The organism is Paraburkholderia tuberum STM678 (assembly GCF_902833905.1).
Lineage (GTDB): Bacteria > Pseudomonadota > Gammaproteobacteria > Burkholderiales > Burkholderiaceae > Paraburkholderia > Paraburkholderia tuberum.
In genome coordinates this window covers 73,842-94,328 of the sequence record NZ_CADFGP010000018.1, presented here as the reverse complement: position 1 = coordinate 94,328, position 20,487 = coordinate 73,842, and the positions used below count along the sequence as shown (strand labels likewise).

Below are 20,487 nucleotides of genomic sequence, written 5' to 3'. Positions count from 1 at the left end.
GATCAACCCGCCGCCGCTCACCGCTCGCGCCGCGGCGCATCCTGTGACTCGACCTCGACCGGCACGAGCCGCGGTTGCTGTTCGCGCATGCGGCGCAGCAGATCGCGCGACGCGGCGACGCCGATCAGTCCAAACATGACGGCCAAGCCGATCATCAGGTGCGTATCCATGAGTGTGTCGTCCTTCAGTGGTTGCGAGGCGCCGAACGGCGCCGAATCCAGCGCGTCCGGCCGAAGCGCCGGCGCGTGAACGACACGTTAACAAATCGACTGCGCGTGAGAAGTAAAGAAATGTTGCGGCGCGGCGCGTGTGTAACAGGCTGTCACGCCGCGTGCCCACGCCGCGTGCCCACGCCGCGTGCCCACTCCGCTTGCCGCACTCCGCGTGCCGCTCGAACGTCAATGCATGACGAGCAGATCGGTCAGGTCCGCGCGAACTGCCGCAACTCCTCCTGATCCGCCGCCAGCGTCGAAGGCAACTCGTCGCGCAGGAATTCGACCCACGTGCGGATCTTCGCATCGAGATACTGCCGCGACGGATACAGCGCATACAGATTCATCTGCTGCGACGTGTACCCGGGCATCAGCCACAGCAGTTCGCCGCTGCGCAAACGGCTGATCGCCGAGTAGATCGGAATCAGCGCTACGCCCATGCCCTGGGCGACGGCCACGACCATCGCCTCGGCCACGTTCACCTGAAACGTCGCCGCGCCGAGCGAGACCACTTCCTCGCCGTTCGGGCCGTCGAAGGTCCATTTGTCCGGCGGATTCACCGGCGTCACCATCTGCAGGCAGACGTGCTGCGCCAGGTCCGCAGGCGTTTGCGGCACGCCGCGCCGTTCGAGGTACGCCGGCGACGCGCACGCAATGCTGAACGCGCTGCCAAGGCGCTGCGACACGAGCCCCGAATCCGGCAGGTTGGTCGCGAGCGTCAGCGACACGTCGAAGCCTTCGTCGAGCAGATCGGGCATGCGCTGCGCGAGCGTCAGTTCGATCTGCACGTCCGGGTAGCGCTGCTGGTAACGGCCCACGGCCGGCACCACGTAGTGCTGGCCGAAGCTCGTCATCGCGTGAACCTTCAGCTTGCCGGACGGACGCGCGTGCGCATCGCTCGCCTCGGCCTCCGCCTGATCCACGTACGCGAGAATCTGCTCGCAGCGCTGCAGATAGCGCTCGCCAGCTTCGGTCAGCGCGATGCGGCGCGTGGTCCGGTTCAAAAGCCGCGTGCGCAGATGCGCTTCCAGATCGGAAACCGCGCGCGACGCGTAGGCCGTCGTCGTATTCAGATGCTGCGCGGCGCCCGTGAAGCTGCCCGCTTCGACGACGCGGACGAAAACGCGCATGTTTTGAAGCGTGTCCATACCTATCCTCAGAAATCGGCAGCGATTGTTACACGATCAGCAATGGCGATTGTCTCATGTCTGGTAAAAATGCCTTGCATCCTTACCGGTTATTCCGCAATCGATCAAAAAATATAATTGCGCACAAGCTTCTATAGTCAAATTTGGAGGAAACCGTGCAGTCTCCGGTACCCAAAGGGATCGCCGCAGTCGCGGTTCTTACGATCCTATTAACAATCGCCGGATGCGCAAGTACCGGAGGCGTCGCGCCGCAAACGCACACGATCAATCCTGCGTCGCTTGATGCGGGCAACGCAATCCGCGCCGCCAACGCCGATGCGCAGTGGCCCGCCGCCGACTGGTGGCGCGCCTATGACGATCCGCAGCTGGACCGGTGGATCGCGGACGCGCAAGCCGGCAATCCCAGTCTCGCGGTCGCCCAGGCGCGCGTGCGTGAGGCGGCGTCGATGGCCGGCGTCGCGCGCGCGGCGCTCGCGCCGCAAGTCAACGGCAGCCTGTCGATCCAGCGCCAGCAGTGGGCCGACAACGTGTTCTACGGCCCGGGCCCGCTCGCCGGCGAGCAGTCGTGGAACAACACCGGCACGCTCGGCCTCGCCTATCACCTCGACTTCTGGGGCAAGGACAAGAACGCCGCCGAGCGCGCGCTCGACCTCGCGCACGCCAGCGCCGCCGACGCGCGCGCCGCGCAGCTCGAACTGCAGGCGAATGTCGTGCGCACCTATATCGAGATGTCGCTGAACTACGCTTTGCTCGACATCGCGAAGGCCACGCTGCAGCAACAGCAGCAGATCGTCGACCTCGCGAACCGGCGCCTGAAGGGCGGCATCGGCACGCAGCTCGAAGTGAGCCAGGCCGAGACGCCGATGCCCGAGTACGAGCGCCAGATCGACGCGATCGAGGAGAAGATCGCGCTCGGCCGCAATCAGTTGGCCGCGCTCGCGGGCAAGGGTCCGGGCGCCGGCGACGCGATCCAGCGCCCGGCGCTGTCGCTCGCCGCGCCCGCCGGTCTGCCGGCCGCGCTGCCCGCGGATCTGATCGGCCACCGGCCGGACGTGGTCGCGGCACGCTGGACGGTCGCCGCGCAGGCGCGCGGCATCGACGTCGCCAAGGCCGGGTTCTATCCGGACATCAACCTGCTCGCGTCGATCGGCGGCTATGCGGCGATGGGGCCGCTGTTCCAGTTCCTGAAGAGTCCGTCGCATAGCTGGAGCGTGGGTCCCGCGCTGACGCTGCCGATCTTCGACGGCGGCCGGCTGCGCTCGCAGCTCGGCGCGGCGTCGGCGGGCTACGACGAGGCCGTCGAGCGCTACAACCAGTCGATCGTGGGCGCGCTGAAGGACATCTCCGACCAGGTGATCCGCATCCGTTCGCTGACCACCCAGGCCGACGACGCCGACCGCTCGGTCGCCGCCGCGCGCAGGAACTACGAGCTGTCGCGCGAAGGCTACCGGCGCGGCTTGACCGACTATCTGAACGTGCTAGTCGCGCAAAACCAGTTGCTGCGCGCGCAGGAAGGTGTCGCCAAAGTGCAGGCCGAGCGGCTCGGCGCGCATGCGTCGTTGATGACGGCGCTCGGCGGCGGTCTCGACGATCCGGCCAACGGTCCGCGGGATAACGAAACGTTGCCGGCGCATGGCAAGGGCAGCGGCGAGAGCAAGAGCGGCGCGGCGAGTAGCGACAAGGCAACAGCGGATGCGAACGCCAACGCCAGGACCAACGCAGCCATCACCGCCGCCACCACCGCCTCGCGCGCCCCGAACGCGCCCGCGTCCGAGTAAGGAAGGCCATGTCCTCCTCGCCCTCCCCGTCGAGCGCGCGCCCCGCCTCGTTCGCCGCGCTCTACGAAGCCGCCGCCCACTGGGCGCGCACCGACGGCCTCGTATGGATCTATCTGTTCAAGGCGCTCGCCGCGTGCTTCCTCGCGCTCGGCATCGCGATGAAGCTCGATCTGCCGCAGCCGCGCACCGCGATGACCACCGTGTTCATCGTGATGCAGCCGCAAAGCGGCGCAGTGTTCGCGAAGAGCTTCTATCGGATCTGCGGCACGCTGGTCGGTCTCGTCGTGATGCTCGCGCTGATCGGACTGTTCGCGCAGCAGCCGGAGCTGTTCCTCGTCACGACCGCGATCTGGGTCGGCATCTGCACCGCCGGCGCCGCGCGCAATCGCAACTTCCGTTCGTACGGCTTCGTGCTGGCGGGCTACACGGCCGCGCTGATCGGCATCCCCGCTTCGCAGCATCCGGACGGCGCGTTCCTGAGCGCGCTCACGCGGGTCGCGGAAGTGGTGATCGGGATCATCTGCGCGGGCGCGGTCAGCGGCCTCGTGTTTCCGCAGTTCGCCGGCCTGCAGATGCGCAGCACCGTGCGTGCGCGCTTCTCCGCGTTCGTCGAGTACGTGTCGGCGTCGCTTGCCGGGCGCAACGACCGCGCCCAGATCGAGGCGACCAATGCACGCTTCGTCGCCGACATCGTCGGCTTCGAGGCCGCGCGCAGCATCGCCGTGTTCGAAGGCCCCGATTCGCGGATGCGCGGCGGGCGCCTCGCGCGTCTGAACAGCGAGTTCATGACCGCGTCGACGCGCTTTCACGCGCTGCATCAGCTGATGAACCGTCTGCGCGACAGCGGCACGCACGGCGCGGCGATCGCGATCGCCGCGCTCGAACCGTACTTCAAGGAGATCGCGCCGTTGCTCGCGAAGTCGGGCGAGCCGGTGCTGAGCGCGGCCGACGCCGCGCACGCCGCGGCCCAGCTCGACACCTACAGGAGCGAGTTGCCCAAACGCGTGCGCGCGACGCGCGACGAGCTCGAAACGCACCCCGACGCGCCGTTGCTCGATTTCGACACGGGCGCCGAGCTGCTGTACCGCTTCATCGACGACCTGCATGCGTACGCGGCGACCTACGCGTCGCTCGCCGTCGACAAGCACGCGCGCGAACGCTGGATCGAGCGCTACGAGCCGAAAACCAACGCAATCGCGGCCGGCGTCGCGGGCCTGCGCGCGGCCATCGTGATGATGGTGCTCGGGGCGTTCTGGATCGCCACCGCTTGGCCGAGCGGCTCGACGTTGACGCTGGTCGCAGCGGCCGTGTGCGCGCTCGCGTCGGCGTCGCCGGATCCGAAGCGCACCGCGTTCAAGATGGCCGGCGGCACGGTGCTCGCGACGCTGATGGGCATGATCGCGGTGTTCGGCGTGTATCCGCACATCGACGGCTTCGTGATGCTGTGCGTCGCGCTCACGCCGTTCCTGCTGCTCGGCGTGTTGATGACCACGCGTGCGACGCTCGCGGGCTACGGCGTCGGCTACTGCATCTTCTTCTGCTTCCTCGCCGGCCCCGACAACGTGATTCACTACGACCCGAGCGCGTTCATGAACGACGCGCTCGCGCTGGTGCTGTCGATGCTGGTGTCGTCGATCGCGTTCGCGGTGCTGCTGCCGCCGTCGACGCCGTGGCTGCGCAACCGCCTGCTCGTCGACCTGCGCCGCCAGGTGGTGCTGGCCGGCCGCGCGGATCTGGCACGCGTGCGCTCGCGCTTCGAAAGCGGCGCGCGCGATCTGATGTTCCAGATCAACGCGCTGTCGCAGAACGAGCCCGAAACGAAGCGCGACACGCTGCGCTGGCTGTTTTCGGTGTTGGAGGTCGGCAACGCGGTGATCGACCTGCGCCGCGAAATCGCGACGCTGCCCAACGAGCCGCGCTACCACCAAGCGGCACCGTGGCGCGTCGCGCTGCGCGCGCTGCGCGATGCGCTCGCGGCGCTGTTCGAGCGGCCGCGGCAGCAGCACTTCGCGCGCGCGCTCGCGGCGACCGCCGATGCGATCGCGCAAGTGCAGCAGCTGACGGCCGGCTTCACGCCATCGCGTGAAGAACGCCATCAGCTGTTGCGCATCCTCAGTCAACTGCATTTCATCCGTACCGCGCTGCTCGATCCGCAGTCGCCGCTTGCCTCGGCGATCGGCGCGCGCGCGGACGCATCAGAAGAAAAAGGAGTTCCTCATGCCGCGTGATATCGCCGTGCTCGATGCCTATGTGCCGGCCATTGTGCTGCTGTTCATCGCGGGCGCCGCGCTGACCTGGCTCGTCGATCGCGTGATCGCCTATACGGGCCTGTATCGCGTGGTGTGGCACCCCTCCCTGTTCCGGGCCAGCTTGCTCGTGTCCGTGTGCGGCCTTCTCGGCCTCGCCGTTTATCGTTGATCAGAGTCGAAACATGACCATCCGAAATCTTGTGGGCTTCATCGCGACAGCCGTCATTTTCATCGTCGCGATCGTGATTGGCCGCGTGCTGTGGGTCCATTACATGGACGAACCGTGGACCCGCGACGGCCGCGTGCGCGCCGAGATCGTCAACGTCGCGCCGGACGTGTCGGGCGCGATCGTCGATCTGCCGGTCAAGGACAACCAGTTCGTGAAGAAGGGCGACCTGCTGATGCAGATCGATCCGTCGCATTACCAGATCGCGGTCGAGCAGGCGCAGGCCGCCGTTGCCGCGCGCAAGGCCGAATTGCAGATGAAGCGCGACGACGCGCAACGGCGTGCCGACATGGATTCGCAGGTGGTGTCGAAGGAAAGCCGCGAAAACGCGACGCATACCGCGTCCGCCGCCGATGCCGCCTATCAGCAGGCACTCGCCGCGCTCGACGCCGCGAAGCTGAACCTCGAACGCACGCGCGTGGTGTCGCCGGTCAACGGCTACGTGACGAACCTGTCCGTGTTCCGCGGCGACTATGCGAGCGCCGGCGCCGCGAAGCTCGCGATCGTCGATAGTCACTCGTTCTGGGTGTATGGCTACTTCGAGGAAACCAAGCTGCCGCACGTGCGCGTCGGCGATCAGGCCGAAGTGCGGCTGATGAGCGGCGGCACGCTGCAAGGCCACGTGGAGAGCATCTCGCGCGGCATCTACGACCGCGACAATCCGCAAAGCCACGAACTGCTCGCGGACGTGAATCCGACCTTCAACTGGGTGCGCCTCGCGCAGCGCGTGCCGGTGCGCGTGCGGATCGACTCGGTGCCGCCCGACGTGATGCTGGCGGCGGGCACGACCTGCACGGTGGTGGTGCGGCCGGGGACGGGCTCCGGCTCCTCGTCGGCCAACGCGAGCTGACGCCCGCGCCGCCTTTTATAGCCTGAACTGCCCCACCATCGCCTTCAGCCCGCGCGCCTGATCGTCGAGCGAGCGGGCCGCGGCGGTGGCCTCCTCCACCAGCGCGGCGTTCTGCTGCGTGCCCGAGTCCATCTGCGTGACCGCGAGACTGATCGCCTCGATACCGGCGCTCTGCTCGGACGACGCCGCCGAAATCTCGCCCATGATGTCGGTCACGCGCTTCACGGCCTTGACGACTTCGTCCATCGTCTGACCGGCGTCCGCGGCGAGCGTCGAGCCGTTGCCGACGCGCTCGACCGAAGTCTGGATCAAGCCCTTGATCTCCTTCGCGGCCGCCGCGCTGCGCTGCGCGAGATTGCGCACTTCCGCCGCGACGACCGAAAAGCCGCGCCCCTCCTCGCCCGCGCGCGCCGCCTCGACGGCCGCGTTCAACGCGAGGATGTTGGTCTGGAACGCGATCCCCTCGATCACGCCGATGATGTCGCCGATGCTGCGCGCGCTGTCGTTGATGTCGTTCATCGTCGCGACCACGCGGCTCACGACCGCGCCGCCCTGCTCGGCGATCGCCGACGCGTTGTTCGCGAGCGTGCTCGCCTGCTTTGCGTTGTCGGCGTTCTGACGCACCGTCGAGGTCAGTTGCTCCATGCTGCTCGCGGTGCGCTCGAGCGCGAGCGCCTGCTGCTCGGTACGCTGCGACAGATCGAGATTGCCCATCGAAATCTGCGCGGACGCGGTCGCGATCGCATCGGCGCTCGACGCGATGTCGGCAACCGTCGTCGCGAGTCCGCTTTGCATGTCGGACAGCGCGAACAGCATGCTCGCACGGTCCTTGCCGCCGAGCGCGATGCGATTCGACAGATCGCCCGCGGCGATGCGGCGCGCGATCTCCTTCGCGTACGCGGGCTCGCCGCCGAGCTGCGCGGTGAGGCGCCGCACGACCCACGCGGCGATGCCGATCGCGAGCACGATCAGTGCGAACGTCATCACCGCGATCATCACGAACGACGAGTGATAGATGAAGCCGGACGCGTCGATCGTCGCCTTCGCGGCGGTGCCGCGCTGCGCGACGAGTTCGTCGACGAGCTTTTCGAGCTTGCCGGTTTCGACGAGCAGCGACACGTCCTGCGTGCCGACCTGCCAGTTCATCTGCGACAGATCGAGCGGCTGCGCTTTCACGAGCGTGACGAAGTCGCGCAGATGACTGCTCCATGCCGCGACCGCCGCGGTGAACGCCTTCTGCGCGTCGACCGCCTTCACGTCCGACTTATCGACGTACTGCTGGAGCGTACGCAGTTGCTCGTTGAGACCCGCGAGGCCGCTCTCGATGTCGGCCCCGAGTTCGTCGCGCTCCTTCGCGGTGGTCGCGGTGAGCAGCATCTTTTGCGCGCGGCTCGCGCGCAGCATGTGGCCGCGCGCTTCCTCGGCGGCACGGCTCGCGACGTGGCCCTGTTCGTAGATCGATTGCGCGGACGCGTTCAGCCGGCCGATCTGCAGCAGCGAAAACACGCCGATCAGCAGCGTGCCGGCGAGCAGAATCGCAAACGCGATCCGCAGCGTCGCCTTGACCGACAGGCCGTTGAACTTCGTTGCCGCTGCGCTGTGTGCCACTGCTTTCATCATCCCCGTCCCCACATGTCGACGCGCCGGACGGTCGGTTCCGGCATCACCACTTATCTCTCCGGGTCTACGGCAGCCCGCCCCGCGATCTTGAATTTCGCTTGCGCAGGCCGCGGCGGGTCGTGCGCCGCTTGCCGTTCCCGGTTCCATGTTCGACGCGCCGCTTCGTGAGCCGCGCAATCGCGAGCGCTTTATACCGTGGCCAAAAACTCGCCAAAAAAAGTTTCTTCAGGCAAAGAGCTGACGATTCGTCCTTTCACGTCCTTTCACCGCCGAATGAAAAGTCATCCGCCCCCTTGTCCGATTCGCGACAAAACTTGTCCTTACAATTCGCATCGGCCACATTAAACTTCGGCTAGATATTCAAAACGCCGGTTGCCGCGACGAAACGCCGCAGTGCTTCGCGCAACGCGCCTACGAGGCGTGCTGCCCGCACCGGTTTTCGGTGCCGATCTTTCATTCCACCGTTTTCCCGATCTTTTTTCTAGCGTATGGAAACGAGCCTCGATAAAAGCGCCCTTGCCGGCGCATCCGCCACGGGGGCGAGCGCGTCCCCGGCCGCCGCTGCGCCGGCGGCCGCCAAGGTCCAGCGCACGGTGTATTCCGTGCTCGGTGCGATCAGCTTTTCGCACCTGCTCAACGACATGATCCAGTCGCTGATCCTCGCCATCTACCCGATGTTCAAGGACAACTTCTCGTTGTCGTTCGGGCAGATCGGTCTGATCACGCTGACCTACCAGGTCACCGCGTCGCTGCTGCAGCCGCTTGTCGGCAGCTATACCGACAAACATCCGAAGCCGTACTCGCTGCCGGTCGGCATGGGCTTCACGCTGACCGGGCTGCTGTTGATGTCGGTCGCGCCGAACTTCGGCGTGCTGCTGGTCGCCGCGGCGCTGGTCGGCTGCGGGTCGTCGGTGTTCCATCCGGAGTCGTCGCGAGTCGCGCGGATGGCCTCGGGTGGCCGTCATGGGCTCGCGCAGTCGTTGTTCCAGGTCGGCGGCAATGCGGGTTCGTCGCTCGGGCCGCTGCTCGCCGCGCTGATCGTGATTCCGCACGGGCAACGCAGCATCGCGTGGTTCTCGGCGGCGGCGCTCGTCGCGATCGTCGTGCTCACGCAGATCGGCCGCTGGTACAAGCGTCATCCGTCGGTCAGGAAGACGCGCGGCCAGGGCGCGCATGTGACGCTGCCGCGTAACAAGATCATCCTGGCGATGAGCGTGCTGGTGTTGCTGGTCTTCTCCAAGTACTTCTATCTCGCCAGCATCAATAGCTATTTCACGTTCTATCTGATCGACAGGTTCCATCTGTCGGTGCAGGCCGCGCAGATCCATCTGTTCGTGTTCCTCGCGGCGGTCGCGGCGGGTACGGTGATCGGCGGGCCGATCGGCGACAAGATCGGGCGCAAGTACGTGATCTGGGTGTCGATTCTTGGCGTCGCGCCTTTTACGCTGCTGTTGCCGTATGCGAATCTGTTCTGGACTGGTGTGCTGACGGTTGTTATTGGGGTGGTGCTCGCCTCGGCGTTCTCGGCGATTCTTGTTTATGCGCAGGAGTTGATTCCCGGGAAGGTTGGGATGGTGGCTGGGTTGTTCTTTGGTTTTGCCTTTGGGCTTGGCGGCGTGGGCGCCGCCGTGCTTGGGGAACTCGCTGACGCTACCAGTATTGTGTTTGTTTATAAGGTTTGTTCGTTTTTGCCGTTGATTGGGGTGCTCACTGTTTTGTTGCCGGATGTTGAGGGGAAGCGGGTTAAAGGGTGAGCGCGTGCTGCGGGGTTGGGGCTTTTTCCTTATCGTGTGGTGTTGGCCTTTCCTTGCTGGCTTGTCGGTTTATTAGCGTTGCCCCTGTGCGGGGAATTTGTATAGTCCATGCCGGTGTACTAAAGTCAACTTTGTCAATAAAATCAGTGACTTACGTTAAAGGACGTCAACGGAAGGACACCGGTGTCTACCGCAGTCATAGTCAACGAATAGTCAACGGCGACACAGCCAGCGACGCGACGGCGGACGACAGACCCACTGACCGAGGGAAAACCATGGCACGCCAACGCATCAACCGCGAACGCATCCGCCAGCTGCTCGACATCAACCTCAGCGAGCCGAAGTTGCGCGAAATCTACGATGACCAGATCACCGGCTTCGGCGTGCGCGTCACGCCGAAAGGCACCGTCAGCTTTATCTATCGCTGGACCACGCCGGAAGGAAAACAGGATCGCAAGACGATCATGCCGATGACGTGCGAAGCGGACGTGAAGAAGGCGCGCGATCAGGTCCTTGAGGAAATCCGCCGCCTTGACCATGTGAGCGACACGCCCGCCGCACGCGTGCTGAAACACGAACGGCGCACCGCCGACCGAAAGATGCTGGCAATGCCGACCGTGGGCGACTACCTCGATGGCGACTATCGCACGTACTGGCTCGGCGCGACGCAGAGCGAGACACCCGAGCAGAACCTGAAGAACATCCGGCGCGACTTCGCTGACCTGATGGATGCACGGCTCGATGAAGTCACGCGCCCGATGATCAAGCGCTGGGTCGAGAAGCGGACCGCCGCGAAGAAGCACAAGCCACCCGCGATCCGCCGCACGCTTGGCGCGCTGGGCGGCCTGTTCTTGTACGCGGTCGAGCATGAACTGATCGACGTGAGCCCGTGCGCGAAGCTGCGCCCGAAGGTGGACCTGGAAGAAGCCGACAAGCTCGGCCGCGAACTGACCACTGATCAAGAACAGCAACTGCGCGCCGCGCTCGATGCACGCGAAACGGCGATCCGCGCACAGGCGGTGGCGCTTGGCGGTCGCGACCCGCAAACTGGCGGGCATACCCGGCGACCATCATGCGTATGTCGCTCATGTCAAGCCCGCGATCCTGCTCGCGATCAATACCGGGATGCGTCGCTCCGAACTGCTGCGCCTTCGCTGGACCTCGATTGACTGGAGCGCGAAGACCGTCACCATCGAGCCGTGGACGACCAAGGCCAAGTGCATGCGCGTGCTGCCGCTGAACGACGAAGCGCTCGCCGTGCTGAAGGCGTGGCGTCGCCAGGTCAAGTTCGAGTTCGTGTTCACCAATGAGGTCTGTGAACGGCTGCGCGAAGTGCGTGACTGGGACAGGATCAAGACGGTGGCGCAGATCGAGGACTTCCGTTTCATGGACACGCGCCACCATACGGCCACGCGGATGATCAACGAAGGCGCGCCGGTTTATCACGTGCAGAAGATTCTCGGTCACACCGACAGCCGCATGACCCAACGGTACCTAAAGGCGCGCGATATCAAATTACAGGAGGCGCTGGCTGTACTCGACCGGCCGCGTTCGCCGGCACCGATGACGGAAGCCGCTAACAGGATTCTGGTGGTCCAAGGCGATACATGGGGTCGCACCCGTGCGGGCTTTCTTTCAGGTCCCCGCAAATTAGTGGGGACGGAGGGCATATGCCGACCGCTTTCAGACGAATGGCAGTCTCTAATCGGTACGTTCATAAGCTTAACCGTTATCCCCTTCCTATTGGGCGGCAAGTGATCGCCACAGCAAACTGGCGACGATGAATCGAGAAACTGCAAGGGATATGCTAAGATGCCCGCGGGCTTGTAGACAGATTTTTTGTCATGTTTCGTGACATGTGAAAGCAATGTTGGGGTTATTGCTCCTCATTATTCCCATTATGCAATTTCTTAGCAAATTGCAGATACCGCATAGGAGTGTCTGCAAGCCCACTTCTTATTCTGGATTTGGCTGTCAATGTCAAAACTGAAAATACTGCAGGCTGCGACGAGTCTGCACGAACTAGCCGATTTGCTCGGATTCAAACCGAAGGCAGTTTCCTACATTCTTTTCAAAAAAGATCTAGCTGCGAAGTATACAGAGTTTGAGATTCCCAAGCGCGCAGGGGGGAAGCGGCTCATCCAGGCGCCTTACCCAGAGCTCATGAATCTGCAGCGAAGATTATCAGAGCTTCTTCAAGACTGCATTGCGGAAATCAATGCTGCGAGAGACATCGACTCGGTGCTCTCACATGGGTTTCGTCGTAAATATTCAATTATTACGAATGCCGTCGTTCATAGAAGTAAACGTTTCGTTTTGAATATTGACTTGGCGAATTTCTTCGGCACCATCAATTTCGGGCGAATACGCGGCTTCTTTATAAGTAACCGCAATTTTGCGCTTCAACCCAAGGTGGCTACGCTAATTGCTCAGATTGCTTGCCATGATCACGTCTTGCCGCAAGGAAGCCCTTGCTCCCCAGTCATCTCAAATCTGATTGGGCATCTATTAGACGTTCGACTTTCGGCTCTCGCATTCCAAACTGGATGCACTTACTCGCGCTACGCCGACGACATCACTTTCTCAACGAACAAGCCACTGTTCCCAGCTAAGCTGGCGAAGGCAGTAGAAGGCGACGAACATCGATGGGAAGTCGGTAAGACGCTGTTTCGAGCCATCACGAAGGCCGGCTTCGAAGTCAATGCGGAAAAGACGCGACTTCAATACACCGATTCTCGTCAAGAGGTTACTGGCTTAGTTGTTAACTCGAAAATTAATACACGTTCCGAATACCGGCGCACAGCAAGGGCAATGGTCCATCGCCTGGTTTCCACAGGAAGTTTCTACAGAAAGCGTGTCGAACGCGATGGCGACGGCGAGGTTGTCATCTCGGAGAAACTAGGGACGCTCGAGCAACTCAACGGTATTCTGAGCTTCATTGACTCGGTCGGCGTATACAACAAGAAAAAGGGTATGAAGGATGATGAGCGTGAAAAGCCGCTTACGATGCCTAGTAGCCCTGATTGCCAAGAGAAAGACTATCGAAAATTTTTGTTCTATAAGCATTTTTTCGCAATCAAGCAACCAATGATCGTTTGCGAGGGGAAGACCGATAACATCTATTTATCGTGCGCGATTCGGCGACTTGCCAAAAGCCACCTCTTGCTTGCTAGTCCCGATGGGAAAGGCGGCTCGAGGCTACAGGTTTCGTTCTATAAACGAACCGCAACCACCGATCGCACCATAGGATTGACGGGTGGAACCGATCAGCTAATCAGCCTTATAAAAGAATACCGGGCTGAAAGCAGGCGAATAAAAATCGCGGGCAAGGTTCAACCGCTTATTCTGCTAATAGATAATGATAATGGCGCCAAAGGCATTTTTGCATATCTAAAAAATCTGCTTAAAGTGCAAATTGACCCCAATGCCCCTTATTTTGAGGCTCACGAAGGTCTGTACGTCGTGCCAACACCTTTAACCTCCGACGCGAAAGGCACCATGATTGAGGATTTCTTTGATGAATCGGTTCTAAAAACCATGCTCAACGGCAAAACCTTCAATCCGAGCAATGAAGGAGTCAACCACAAAACCGAGTATGGAAAAGCGTACTTTGCGTCGCATGTGATCAAGAAGCACGAAAACACAATCGATTTCAGTGGTTTCAAGCCAATTTTGGACCGGCTTGAAGAGGTCATTGCTCATCATCAAAAGAAACACCAGTAGCTTAGATAGGGCAAGTTCGCGCGGCAATTGGTCGTTCGGCAGCAGTTGATTGCCTACGTCATTGCTCTACGCGGGGCCTAGGCGCCTAGGAGATTGACTTGTGCGTGGAAGCGGGTGGTACTTGAAGTTCACTTGAAATTCATTGAGTGCTGTGGCAATGCTCGCCTTGCCTGCGAGCCAGTGTTTCAGGCGATCGTCATCTGACGCCGCAGCAGCACATCGTTCCCTAACAACATGCAGCTCGTGCCACGCGCCTCGGTAGGGCGCTTCACAGGATTCGTCCAGCCTATCCAATTGATAGACTACTTTCTCGATGTCTTCGTCACAAGTTTTGCTTACGTCCGGGTTAAACGCTTTCTCCTCTACTTTCACTATGGAATGGTAAAAAGCGTTGAGTGCCCGTGAGAGTTCGGTGTAAGCGTTGCTCGCAGCTGCAAGCGCCGTCTTGGTCGCTTCAATATCAACCGTCAAGTCGGCTTTCAGCTTTTCCACCTGTTTGGTAAGTTTCGTCTGCCTATTTACATTCAGGTACGCGATTAGGGCTGCCAAAAGGCTGGTCAATGCTGCCACATACGGCGTGAACAGTTTTGCAAAATCGTCGACGATTCCTCCAGTATGCACCCATGCTACGAGTGCGCCCAGAACGAACAGTATGAGGTAAAAGAGTACGAAGATTACCAAGGTCATTTACAGCACCGACCTTGGGCGTCATTGCATACACAGTCGTGCCCGCGTCGCCAGCATTCCCCGTTGCATGGGCCCTTGCAATTTGTGGCGTTTGCCGCCTCAAGATCTTGAGCCTTCCTGTTTGGGACCCATCTGTATCCCATCGTGAACTCGCCACGACGTATGCAGTCGCTGTACGTGATGTCCGTCTTTGGAACTTTCGTGGCCGCTCCATATTCGTCGCTTTCGACGTCGGGAATGAGAAAGTAACCCGTTCCCAACTCTTCAGGCTGGATGTCGAACAGGTCGTCGGGATTGGTTTGATTTAGCAAGGTTTGACTCCGTATTTGTCAGAAGATACCAGCATAAAGCTGCGCCAAGCGCTGCTTCGCGCCCGTCGTTTCTGTTCGAATGCCTGCCGGTGACACTGCCACATTCGCAGAATAGTCAGAATAAGATTTGCCGCCATGTTGGTTTACCACGACTACAAAGTCGGCCCTGAACAATTCGTGTTGTCGACCGATCAACTCACGCCGTTGAGATAGCGGTCCCACATCGCGCATCACCCGGCCGACCCGGGAGCGCAGCGCACGCAATGCTTTGCTGCTCATGCGCTTATACTGCTTCGCGTGCGCGTAGCGGCCAATCTGTAATACGAGGCGCCGCGCTTCGCGCTTGTAGTTCTGCCGCAGCTTCAGGCCATGCCGGGCCGCAGCCCTCACCAGATGTTCGCGACACTGCTCGATCAGGCGCGAATCGGTTGGATGTGCGATCGCCTTCTCCATCACCGTCGTGTCAACGATCACGCGCTTCACGCTCGAAGCCTTGATCGCTCGGCGCGTTTGGCGATCTGAGTATGGAAGTTGCCCCTGTGCGGGGCAACGCTAATAGACCGATAACAAAGCAAGGAAAGGCCAACCAAGCCAGAACAACGACTTTCTTCTGTTGCCCTTCGCCCTTACGGCGAACCCGCTTGCCCCCCCTCCCGCCCGTGGCTATGCTTGTGCGCATAACCAGCGCCGCACCGGGCGCGCAATTTGCGATTCCGTTTCATCCAACCCCGTCCACTCCCGCCGCACGAGGATCGCCGCCGATGACCCGCTACCGCGATTTCCACCGCCGCTCGATCGACCATCCCGAAGCCTTCTGGCGCGAAGAAGCCCGGCGCATTCACTGGCACACGCCATTCGGCACCGTGCTCGACCGCTCGAAGCCGCCGTTCGCGCGCTGGTTCGTCGGCGGTCGCACGAACCTCTGCCATAACGCGGTCGACCGGCATCTGGCCGAACGCGCGCAGCAGAACGCGCTCGTCTACGTATCGACCGAAACCGGCATCGAGCGGCACTACACGTATGCCGATCTGTACGCCGAAATCAACCGGATGGCCGCCGTCATGCGCTCGCTCGGCGTGAAGCGCGGCGACGTCGTGCTGATCTATCTGCCGATGATCCCCGAGGCGCTGTTCGCGATGCTCGCCTGCGCGCGGCTCGGCGCGATCCACTCGGTCGTGTTCGGCGGCTTCGCGGCGCCGAACCTCGCCACGCGTATCGACGACGCGAAGCCCGTGCTGATCGTCACTGCCGACGCCGGCGCGCGCGGCGGCAAGGTGGTCGACTACACGCCGCTCGTCGACGAAGCGCTCGCGCGCGCCATGCACAAGACACCGCATGTGCTGCTGATCGACCGGCAGCTCGCGCCCGCGCGACTGAACGCACCCTACCTCGTCGCCTACGAGCCGCTGCGCGAACAGTTCTTCGACGCCCACGTCCCGTGCGAGTGGCTCGAATCGAACGAGCCGTCGTACGTGCTGTACACGTCGGGCACGACCGGCAAACCGAAGGGCGTGCAGCGCGATGTCGGCGGCTATGCGGTCGCGCTCGCGGCATCGATGGAATACATCTTCGAGGGCAAGCCCGGCGACACCATGTTCACCGCGTCCGACGTCGGCTGGGTGGTCGGCCACAGCTACATCGTGTACGCGCCGCTGATCGCGGGGCTGACCACCGTGATGTACGAAGGCACGCCGATTCGTCCGGACGGCGGCATCTGGTGGCGGCTCGTCGAACAGCACAAGATCAACCTGATGTTCACCGCGCCGACCGCGATACGCGTGCTGAAGAAGCAGGACCCGGCGCTGATGAAGGCAGCCGATCTGTCGAGCCTGCGCACGCTGTTTCTCGCCGGCGAACCACTCGACGAACCGACCGCCGAATGGATCTCCAACGCGTTGAACAAGCCGGTGATCGACAACTACTGGCAGACCGAAACCGGCTGGCCGATGCTCGCCATTCCGCGCGGCATCGAGGCACTGCCGACCAGGCTCGGTTCGCCGGGCCTGCCCTCGATCGGCTATAGCCTGACCGTGCGCGACGAGCTGACCGGCGAGCCCTGCGCGCCCGGCGAGAAAGGCGTGCTGACGCTCGACTATCCGCTGCCGCCGGGCTGCATGTCGACGGTATGGCGCGACGACAAGCGCTTCGTCGGCACCTACTGGTCGAGCGTGCCGAACCAGCAGGTGTATTCGACGTTCGACTGGGGCGTGCAGGACGAGGACGGCTACGTGACGATCCTCGGCCGCACCGACGACGTCATCAACGTCGCGGGCCATCGCCTCGGCACGCGCGAGATCGAGGAGGCGCTGTCGAGCCACGCGGCTGTCGCGGAAGTCGCGGTGGTCGGTGTGACCGATCCGGTCAAGGGTCAGGCGGCGATGGCCTTCGTCGTGCTGCGTGGCGCGCAGGGAGAAGGCGACCCGAGCGAGCGCGCGCGGCTCGAAGCCGAGCTGGCGATGACGGTCGACCGCCATCTCGGCTCGATTGCGCGGCCCGCGCGCGTGGTGATGGTATCGATGCTGCCGAAGACGCGCTCCGGCAAGCTATTGCGCCGCGCTATCGCGGCGCTCGCCGAAGGGCGCGAGCCGGGCGATTTGCCGACGATCGAAGATCCGGCCGCGCTGCAGCAGGTGCGCGACGCGCTCGGCGACGGCAGGAAGGAATAAGCGGGCCAATCAGCGGGCGACCAGGCGGACGAACAAGCGGGCGCTCAGCCCGCGGTGTCTCGCGTGCCGAGAAAGCGCGCGAGAATCGCGTTCGAATACGTGCCCGCGATCCCGGTCAGGAACGACATGAACGATCCGGGCGCGTGGTCGTCGGCGGTATCGGAGATCGTGCGCACGACCGCGCACGGCACGCCGTACTCGTAGCAGACCTGCGCGATCGCCGCGCCTTCCATCTCGACCGCGAGCGCGTCGGGCAGCGCGTCGCGCAACGCCGCGACGGCCGCCGCGCTCGCGACGAACTGATCGCCGCTGACGATCAAGCCGCGATGCACGCGCGGCGCGCGCGTGCCGAAGCGCGCCGCGCAGGCCGCGCCTTCCTCGGCGACGAACTGCTCGCATGCGGCCATCAGACGGTCGGCGAGCGCCGCATCGGTGGTGAAGCGCGACAGGCCGAGCAGCGGCACCTCGAAGCGCGGAAAAAGCGGCGACGCGTCGACATCGTGCTGCATCAGCGCGCTCGCAACGACGATATCGCCGACATGCACTTCGCCGCCGACACCGCCCGCGACACCGGTGAACACGATCGCCTCGACATCGAACGCGTGGATCAGCGCACTGACCGTCGCGGCCGCCGCGACCTTGCCGACGCGCGCGAGCGTGACGACGCACGGCGTGCCGTGCACGGTGCCGACGTGGTAGTCACGCTGGCCGTGCGTGACCGTGCGCACGCCGGACTCGGCGCGCATCGCTTCGATCAGGTCGCCGAGTTCCTGCGGTAACGCGGCCAGAACGCCGAGCGGCCGCCGCGCATCGTGGCAGAGATTCAAGGGCGTGCTCATTCGACCGCCTGCAATTTAGCCACCGCCAGCGCCAGCCACTTTTCGCCGTGACGCTTGAAGCGGACCTGCGCTTTCGCGTCGGTGCCGTTGCCTTCGAGTGCGGTGATCGTGCCTTCGCCGAACTTCGTATGGAACACCTGCTGGCCGACGCGAAAGCCCGTGTCGGCCGCGCGCTGCTCGTTCGCGAACGCGGGCGCCGGCGCGGAGGTCACCGCCGCCGTCGACGCCGAACCGCCGCCGTACCCCGGCCGCGCGAACCAGTCGCGCCCGTAGCCGGCGTTGTCCGACCGGCCGCCCCAGCGCGAGCCCGCCTCGACCTTCGGCGTCAGCCACTTCAGCGTTTCGTGCGGCAATTCGTCGAAGAAACGCGAGCGGATGTTGTAGCGGGTCTGGCCGTGCAGCATCCGGCTCTGCGCGAAAGACAGGTACAGCCGCTCCTTCGCGCGCGTGATCGCGACGTACATCAGACGCCGCTCCTCTTCGAGGCCGTCGGCCTCCATCGCGCTGTTCTCGTGCGGGAACAGCCCCTCTTCGAGGCCGGTGATGAACACCGCGGTGAATTCGAGCCCCTTTGCCGCGTGCACCGTCATCAGCTGCACCGCTTCCTGGCCGGCCTGCGCCTGGTTGTCGCCCGCTTCGAGCGATGCGTGCGACAGAAAGCCCGCGAGCGGCGTCATCGTGTCGGGGTTTTGCGCCGGATCGGCGACGCCCGGTGCGTCGAGGACCACCGTGGTCGGATCGTCGGTCGCGACCGCGAGTTCGGGCGCGGCGCTGGCTCCTGGGCGCAGCGGAATCGAGCGCGCGGGCGTATCGAGCCCGTAGCCTTCCTCGCTGACGAACGCGGCGGCCGCGTTGACGAGTTCCTGCAGGTTCTCGAGCCGCTCCTGGCCTTCGCGCTCGTTCTGATAGAAGTCGGCGAGACCGCTCGCGCGGACCACGTACTCGACGGTCTCCGGCAGGCTCATCTGCTGCGTGTCGGCGCGCATCTTGCCGACGAGGTTCGCGAACGCGGCGAGGCTCGAGCCGGCCTTGCCGGCGACGTACGGAATCGCCGCGGCCATCGAGCAGTTGTACAGACGCGCCGCGTCGGCGAGCTGTTCGATCGAACGCGCGCCGATGCCGCGAGTCGGGAAATTGACGACGCGGCCGAACGCGGTGTCGTCGTTCGGGTTGTCGATCAGGCGCAGGTATGCGAGCGCGTGCTTGACTTCCTGACGTTCGAAAAAGCGCAGGCCGCCATACACGCGATACGCGATGCCCGCGTTGACGAGCGTGTGCTCGATCGTGCGCGACTGCGCGTTGCTGCGGTAGAGCACCGCGATTTCGCTGCGCGACAGGCCGGTGTTGATCAGCGCGCGGATCTCTTCGACGATCCAGCCGGCCTCCTGCGAATCGGTCGCCGATTCGTAGACGCGCACCGGTTCGCCGTGACCCGCGTCGGTACGCAGATTCTTGCCGAGGCGTCGCGAGTTGTTCGCGATCAGCTGGTTGGCGGCATCGAGAATATGGCCGTGCGAACGATAGTTCTGCTCGAGCTTGATCAGATTGCGCACGTTGAACTCGTGCTCGAAGTCGCGCATGTTGCCGACGTTCGCGCCGCGGAACGCGTAGATCGACTGGTCGTCGTCGCCGACCGCGAAGATTGCGTTGTGCTGGCCCGCGAGCAGCTTCAGCCACGCGTATTGCAGCTTGTTGGTGTCCTGAAACTCGTCGACGAGGATGTGCCTGAAGCGCGCCTGGTAATGCGCGCGCAGCGGCGGATTGTGCGCGAGCAGTTCGTAGCAGCGCAGCAGCAGCTCGGGGAAGTCGACGACGCCTTCGCGCTGGCATTGCTGATCGTAGGCTTCGTAGAGTTCGACGAACTTGCGGTTGAAGTTGTCGGTGGCGTCGACGTCTTTGGGGCGCAGGCCCTGCTCTTTCGCGTTGTTGATGAAGTACTGGAGATTTTTCGCGGGGTACTTTTCGTCGTCGATGTTGAGCCCCTTCATCAGGCGCTTGATCGCCGACAGCTGGTCCGCGGTATCGAGAATCTGGAACGTGGCGGGCAGCCCGGCGTCGCGGTGATGCGCGCGCAGCATACGGTTGCACAGGCCGTGGAACGTGCCGATCCACATGCCGCGCGTGTCGATCGGCAATAGCGCCGAGAGGCGCGCCATCATTTCGCGGGCGGCTTTGTTCGTGAAGGTCACCGCGAGAACGGTCGCGGGGGACGCGAGGCCTTGCTGAATCAGCCACGCGATGCGGGTGATCAGGACGCGGGTTTTGCCGCTGCCGGCGCCCGCCAGGATCAGGGCGGGCTCATTCGGGAGCGTTACGGCGGCGTGTTGTTCGGGGTTTAGATTCGAGAGGAGGTCGGGCATTTTTTTGCTTAGGCGCAGTTCGGGGGACATTATATGCCCCGGCGGGGGCGGCGCTTTTTTTGGT

15 protein-coding genes and 1 pseudogene are annotated in these 20,487 nt (G+C 63.3%); 9 read left to right on the top strand and 7 right to left on the bottom strand.

Annotated elements, in window-relative coordinates; all coding sequences use genetic code 11:
* Positions 1–17: 17 nt before the first annotated feature.
* Positions 18–170: a hypothetical protein gene (locus HWY30_RS17695; protein ID WP_167368600.1), complete on the bottom strand. Its 153-nt coding sequence runs from the start codon at positions 168–170 to the stop codon at positions 18–20.
* Between the two features lie 251 nt (positions 171–421).
* Complete coding sequence (locus tag HWY30_RS17690; protein WP_090801011.1) at positions 422–1,360, bottom strand: LysR family transcriptional regulator; 939 nt, start codon at positions 1,358–1,360, stop codon at positions 422–424.
* A 155-nt stretch (positions 1,361–1,515) separates the two neighbouring features.
* On the opposite strand from HWY30_RS17690, the gene HWY30_RS17685 reads away from it, so the two are divergent.
* From HWY30_RS17685 to HWY30_RS17670, 4 genes are read left to right on the top strand one after another with little or no spacing between them, the layout of a single operon-like run.
* Positions 1,516–3,138 (top strand): efflux transporter outer membrane subunit, encoded by a 1,623-nt coding sequence (locus HWY30_RS17685; RefSeq protein WP_090805390.1) that lies wholly within the window; start codon positions 1,516–1,518, stop codon positions 3,136–3,138.
* An 8-nt stretch (positions 3,139–3,146) separates the two neighbouring features.
* Complete coding sequence (locus tag HWY30_RS17680) at positions 3,147–5,366, top strand: FUSC family protein (RefSeq protein ID WP_090801013.1); 2,220 nt, start codon at positions 3,147–3,149, stop codon at positions 5,364–5,366.
* Positions 5,356–5,556 (top strand): DUF1656 domain-containing protein, encoded by a 201-nt coding sequence (locus HWY30_RS17675; protein WP_018421177.1) that lies wholly within the window; start codon positions 5,356–5,358, stop codon positions 5,554–5,556. Before HWY30_RS17680 ends, HWY30_RS17675 begins: the two co-directional genes overlap by 11 nt.
* A 13-nt stretch (positions 5,557–5,569) precedes the next feature.
* Complete coding sequence (locus tag HWY30_RS17670) at positions 5,570–6,463, top strand: efflux RND transporter periplasmic adaptor subunit (RefSeq protein ID WP_090801015.1); 894 nt, start codon at positions 5,570–5,572, stop codon at positions 6,461–6,463.
* Between the two features lie 15 nt (positions 6,464–6,478).
* Here HWY30_RS17670 and HWY30_RS17665 read toward each other — a convergent pair whose 3' ends face one another.
* Positions 6,479–8,080, bottom strand: a complete 1,602-nt coding sequence (locus tag HWY30_RS17665) for a methyl-accepting chemotaxis protein (protein ID WP_090805392.1) — start codon at positions 8,078–8,080, stop codon at positions 6,479–6,481.
* 491 nt (positions 8,081–8,571) lie between these two features.
* Between HWY30_RS17665 and HWY30_RS17660 the strand changes: the two genes are divergently transcribed.
* The 4 genes from HWY30_RS17660 to HWY30_RS17650 all read left to right on the top strand — a co-directional run bounded on the left by HWY30_RS17660 (position 8,572) and on the right by HWY30_RS17650 (position 13,560).
* The gene (locus HWY30_RS17660) at positions 8,572–9,837 is read left to right on the top strand and encodes an MFS transporter (RefSeq protein ID WP_090801017.1); all 1,266 of its coding nucleotides are present in this window, start codon (positions 8,572–8,574) and stop codon (positions 9,835–9,837) included.
* A gap of 275 nt (positions 9,838–10,112) precedes the next feature.
* Positions 10,113–11,006, top strand: a complete 894-nt coding sequence (locus HWY30_RS41700; RefSeq protein ID WP_244144933.1) for a hypothetical protein — start codon at positions 10,113–10,115, stop codon at positions 11,004–11,006.
* On the top strand, positions 10,963–11,595 hold the full coding sequence (locus HWY30_RS41695) for a tyrosine-type recombinase/integrase (protein ID WP_244144932.1): 633 nt from the start codon (positions 10,963–10,965) through the stop codon (positions 11,593–11,595). The genes HWY30_RS41700 and HWY30_RS41695 overlap by 44 nt, the downstream gene beginning before the upstream one ends.
* A 219-nt stretch (positions 11,596–11,814) precedes the next feature.
* Positions 11,815–13,560, top strand: coding sequence for a retron Ec67 family RNA-directed DNA polymerase/endonuclease (locus HWY30_RS17650; protein ID WP_090801019.1), 1,746 nt, complete (start codon positions 11,815–11,817; stop codon positions 13,558–13,560).
* Positions 13,561–13,626: 66 nt separating this feature from the next.
* Here HWY30_RS17650 and HWY30_RS17645 read toward each other — a convergent pair whose 3' ends face one another.
* Both HWY30_RS17645 and HWY30_RS17640 read right to left on the bottom strand, forming a co-directional pair.
* Complete coding sequence (locus HWY30_RS17645) at positions 13,627–14,247, bottom strand: hypothetical protein (protein WP_090801021.1); 621 nt, start codon at positions 14,245–14,247, stop codon at positions 13,627–13,629.
* Between the two features lie 530 nt (positions 14,248–14,777).
* A pseudogene (locus HWY30_RS17640) lies at positions 14,778–15,056 on the bottom strand (IS5/IS1182 family transposase); the annotation flags it as partial.
* Positions 15,057–15,319: 263 nt separating this feature from the next.
* Here HWY30_RS17640 and HWY30_RS17635 point away from each other — a divergent pair.
* Positions 15,320–17,224: a propionate--CoA ligase gene (locus HWY30_RS17635; protein WP_090801023.1), complete on the top strand. Its 1,905-nt coding sequence runs from the start codon at positions 15,320–15,322 to the stop codon at positions 17,222–17,224.
* A 44-nt stretch (positions 17,225–17,268) separates the two neighbouring features.
* On the opposite strand, the gene HWY30_RS17630 is transcribed toward HWY30_RS17635, so the two are convergent.
* Both HWY30_RS17630 and HWY30_RS17625 read right to left on the bottom strand, forming a co-directional pair.
* Positions 17,269–18,063 (bottom strand): 5'-methylthioadenosine/adenosylhomocysteine nucleosidase, encoded by a 795-nt coding sequence (locus HWY30_RS17630; protein ID WP_090801025.1) that lies wholly within the window; start codon positions 18,061–18,063, stop codon positions 17,269–17,271.
* Positions 18,060–20,423, bottom strand: a complete 2,364-nt coding sequence (locus HWY30_RS17625) for a UvrD-helicase domain-containing protein (RefSeq protein ID WP_090801027.1) — start codon at positions 20,421–20,423, stop codon at positions 18,060–18,062. Before HWY30_RS17625 ends, HWY30_RS17630 begins: the two co-directional genes overlap by 4 nt.
* Between the last annotated feature and the right edge of the window lie 64 nt (positions 20,424–20,487).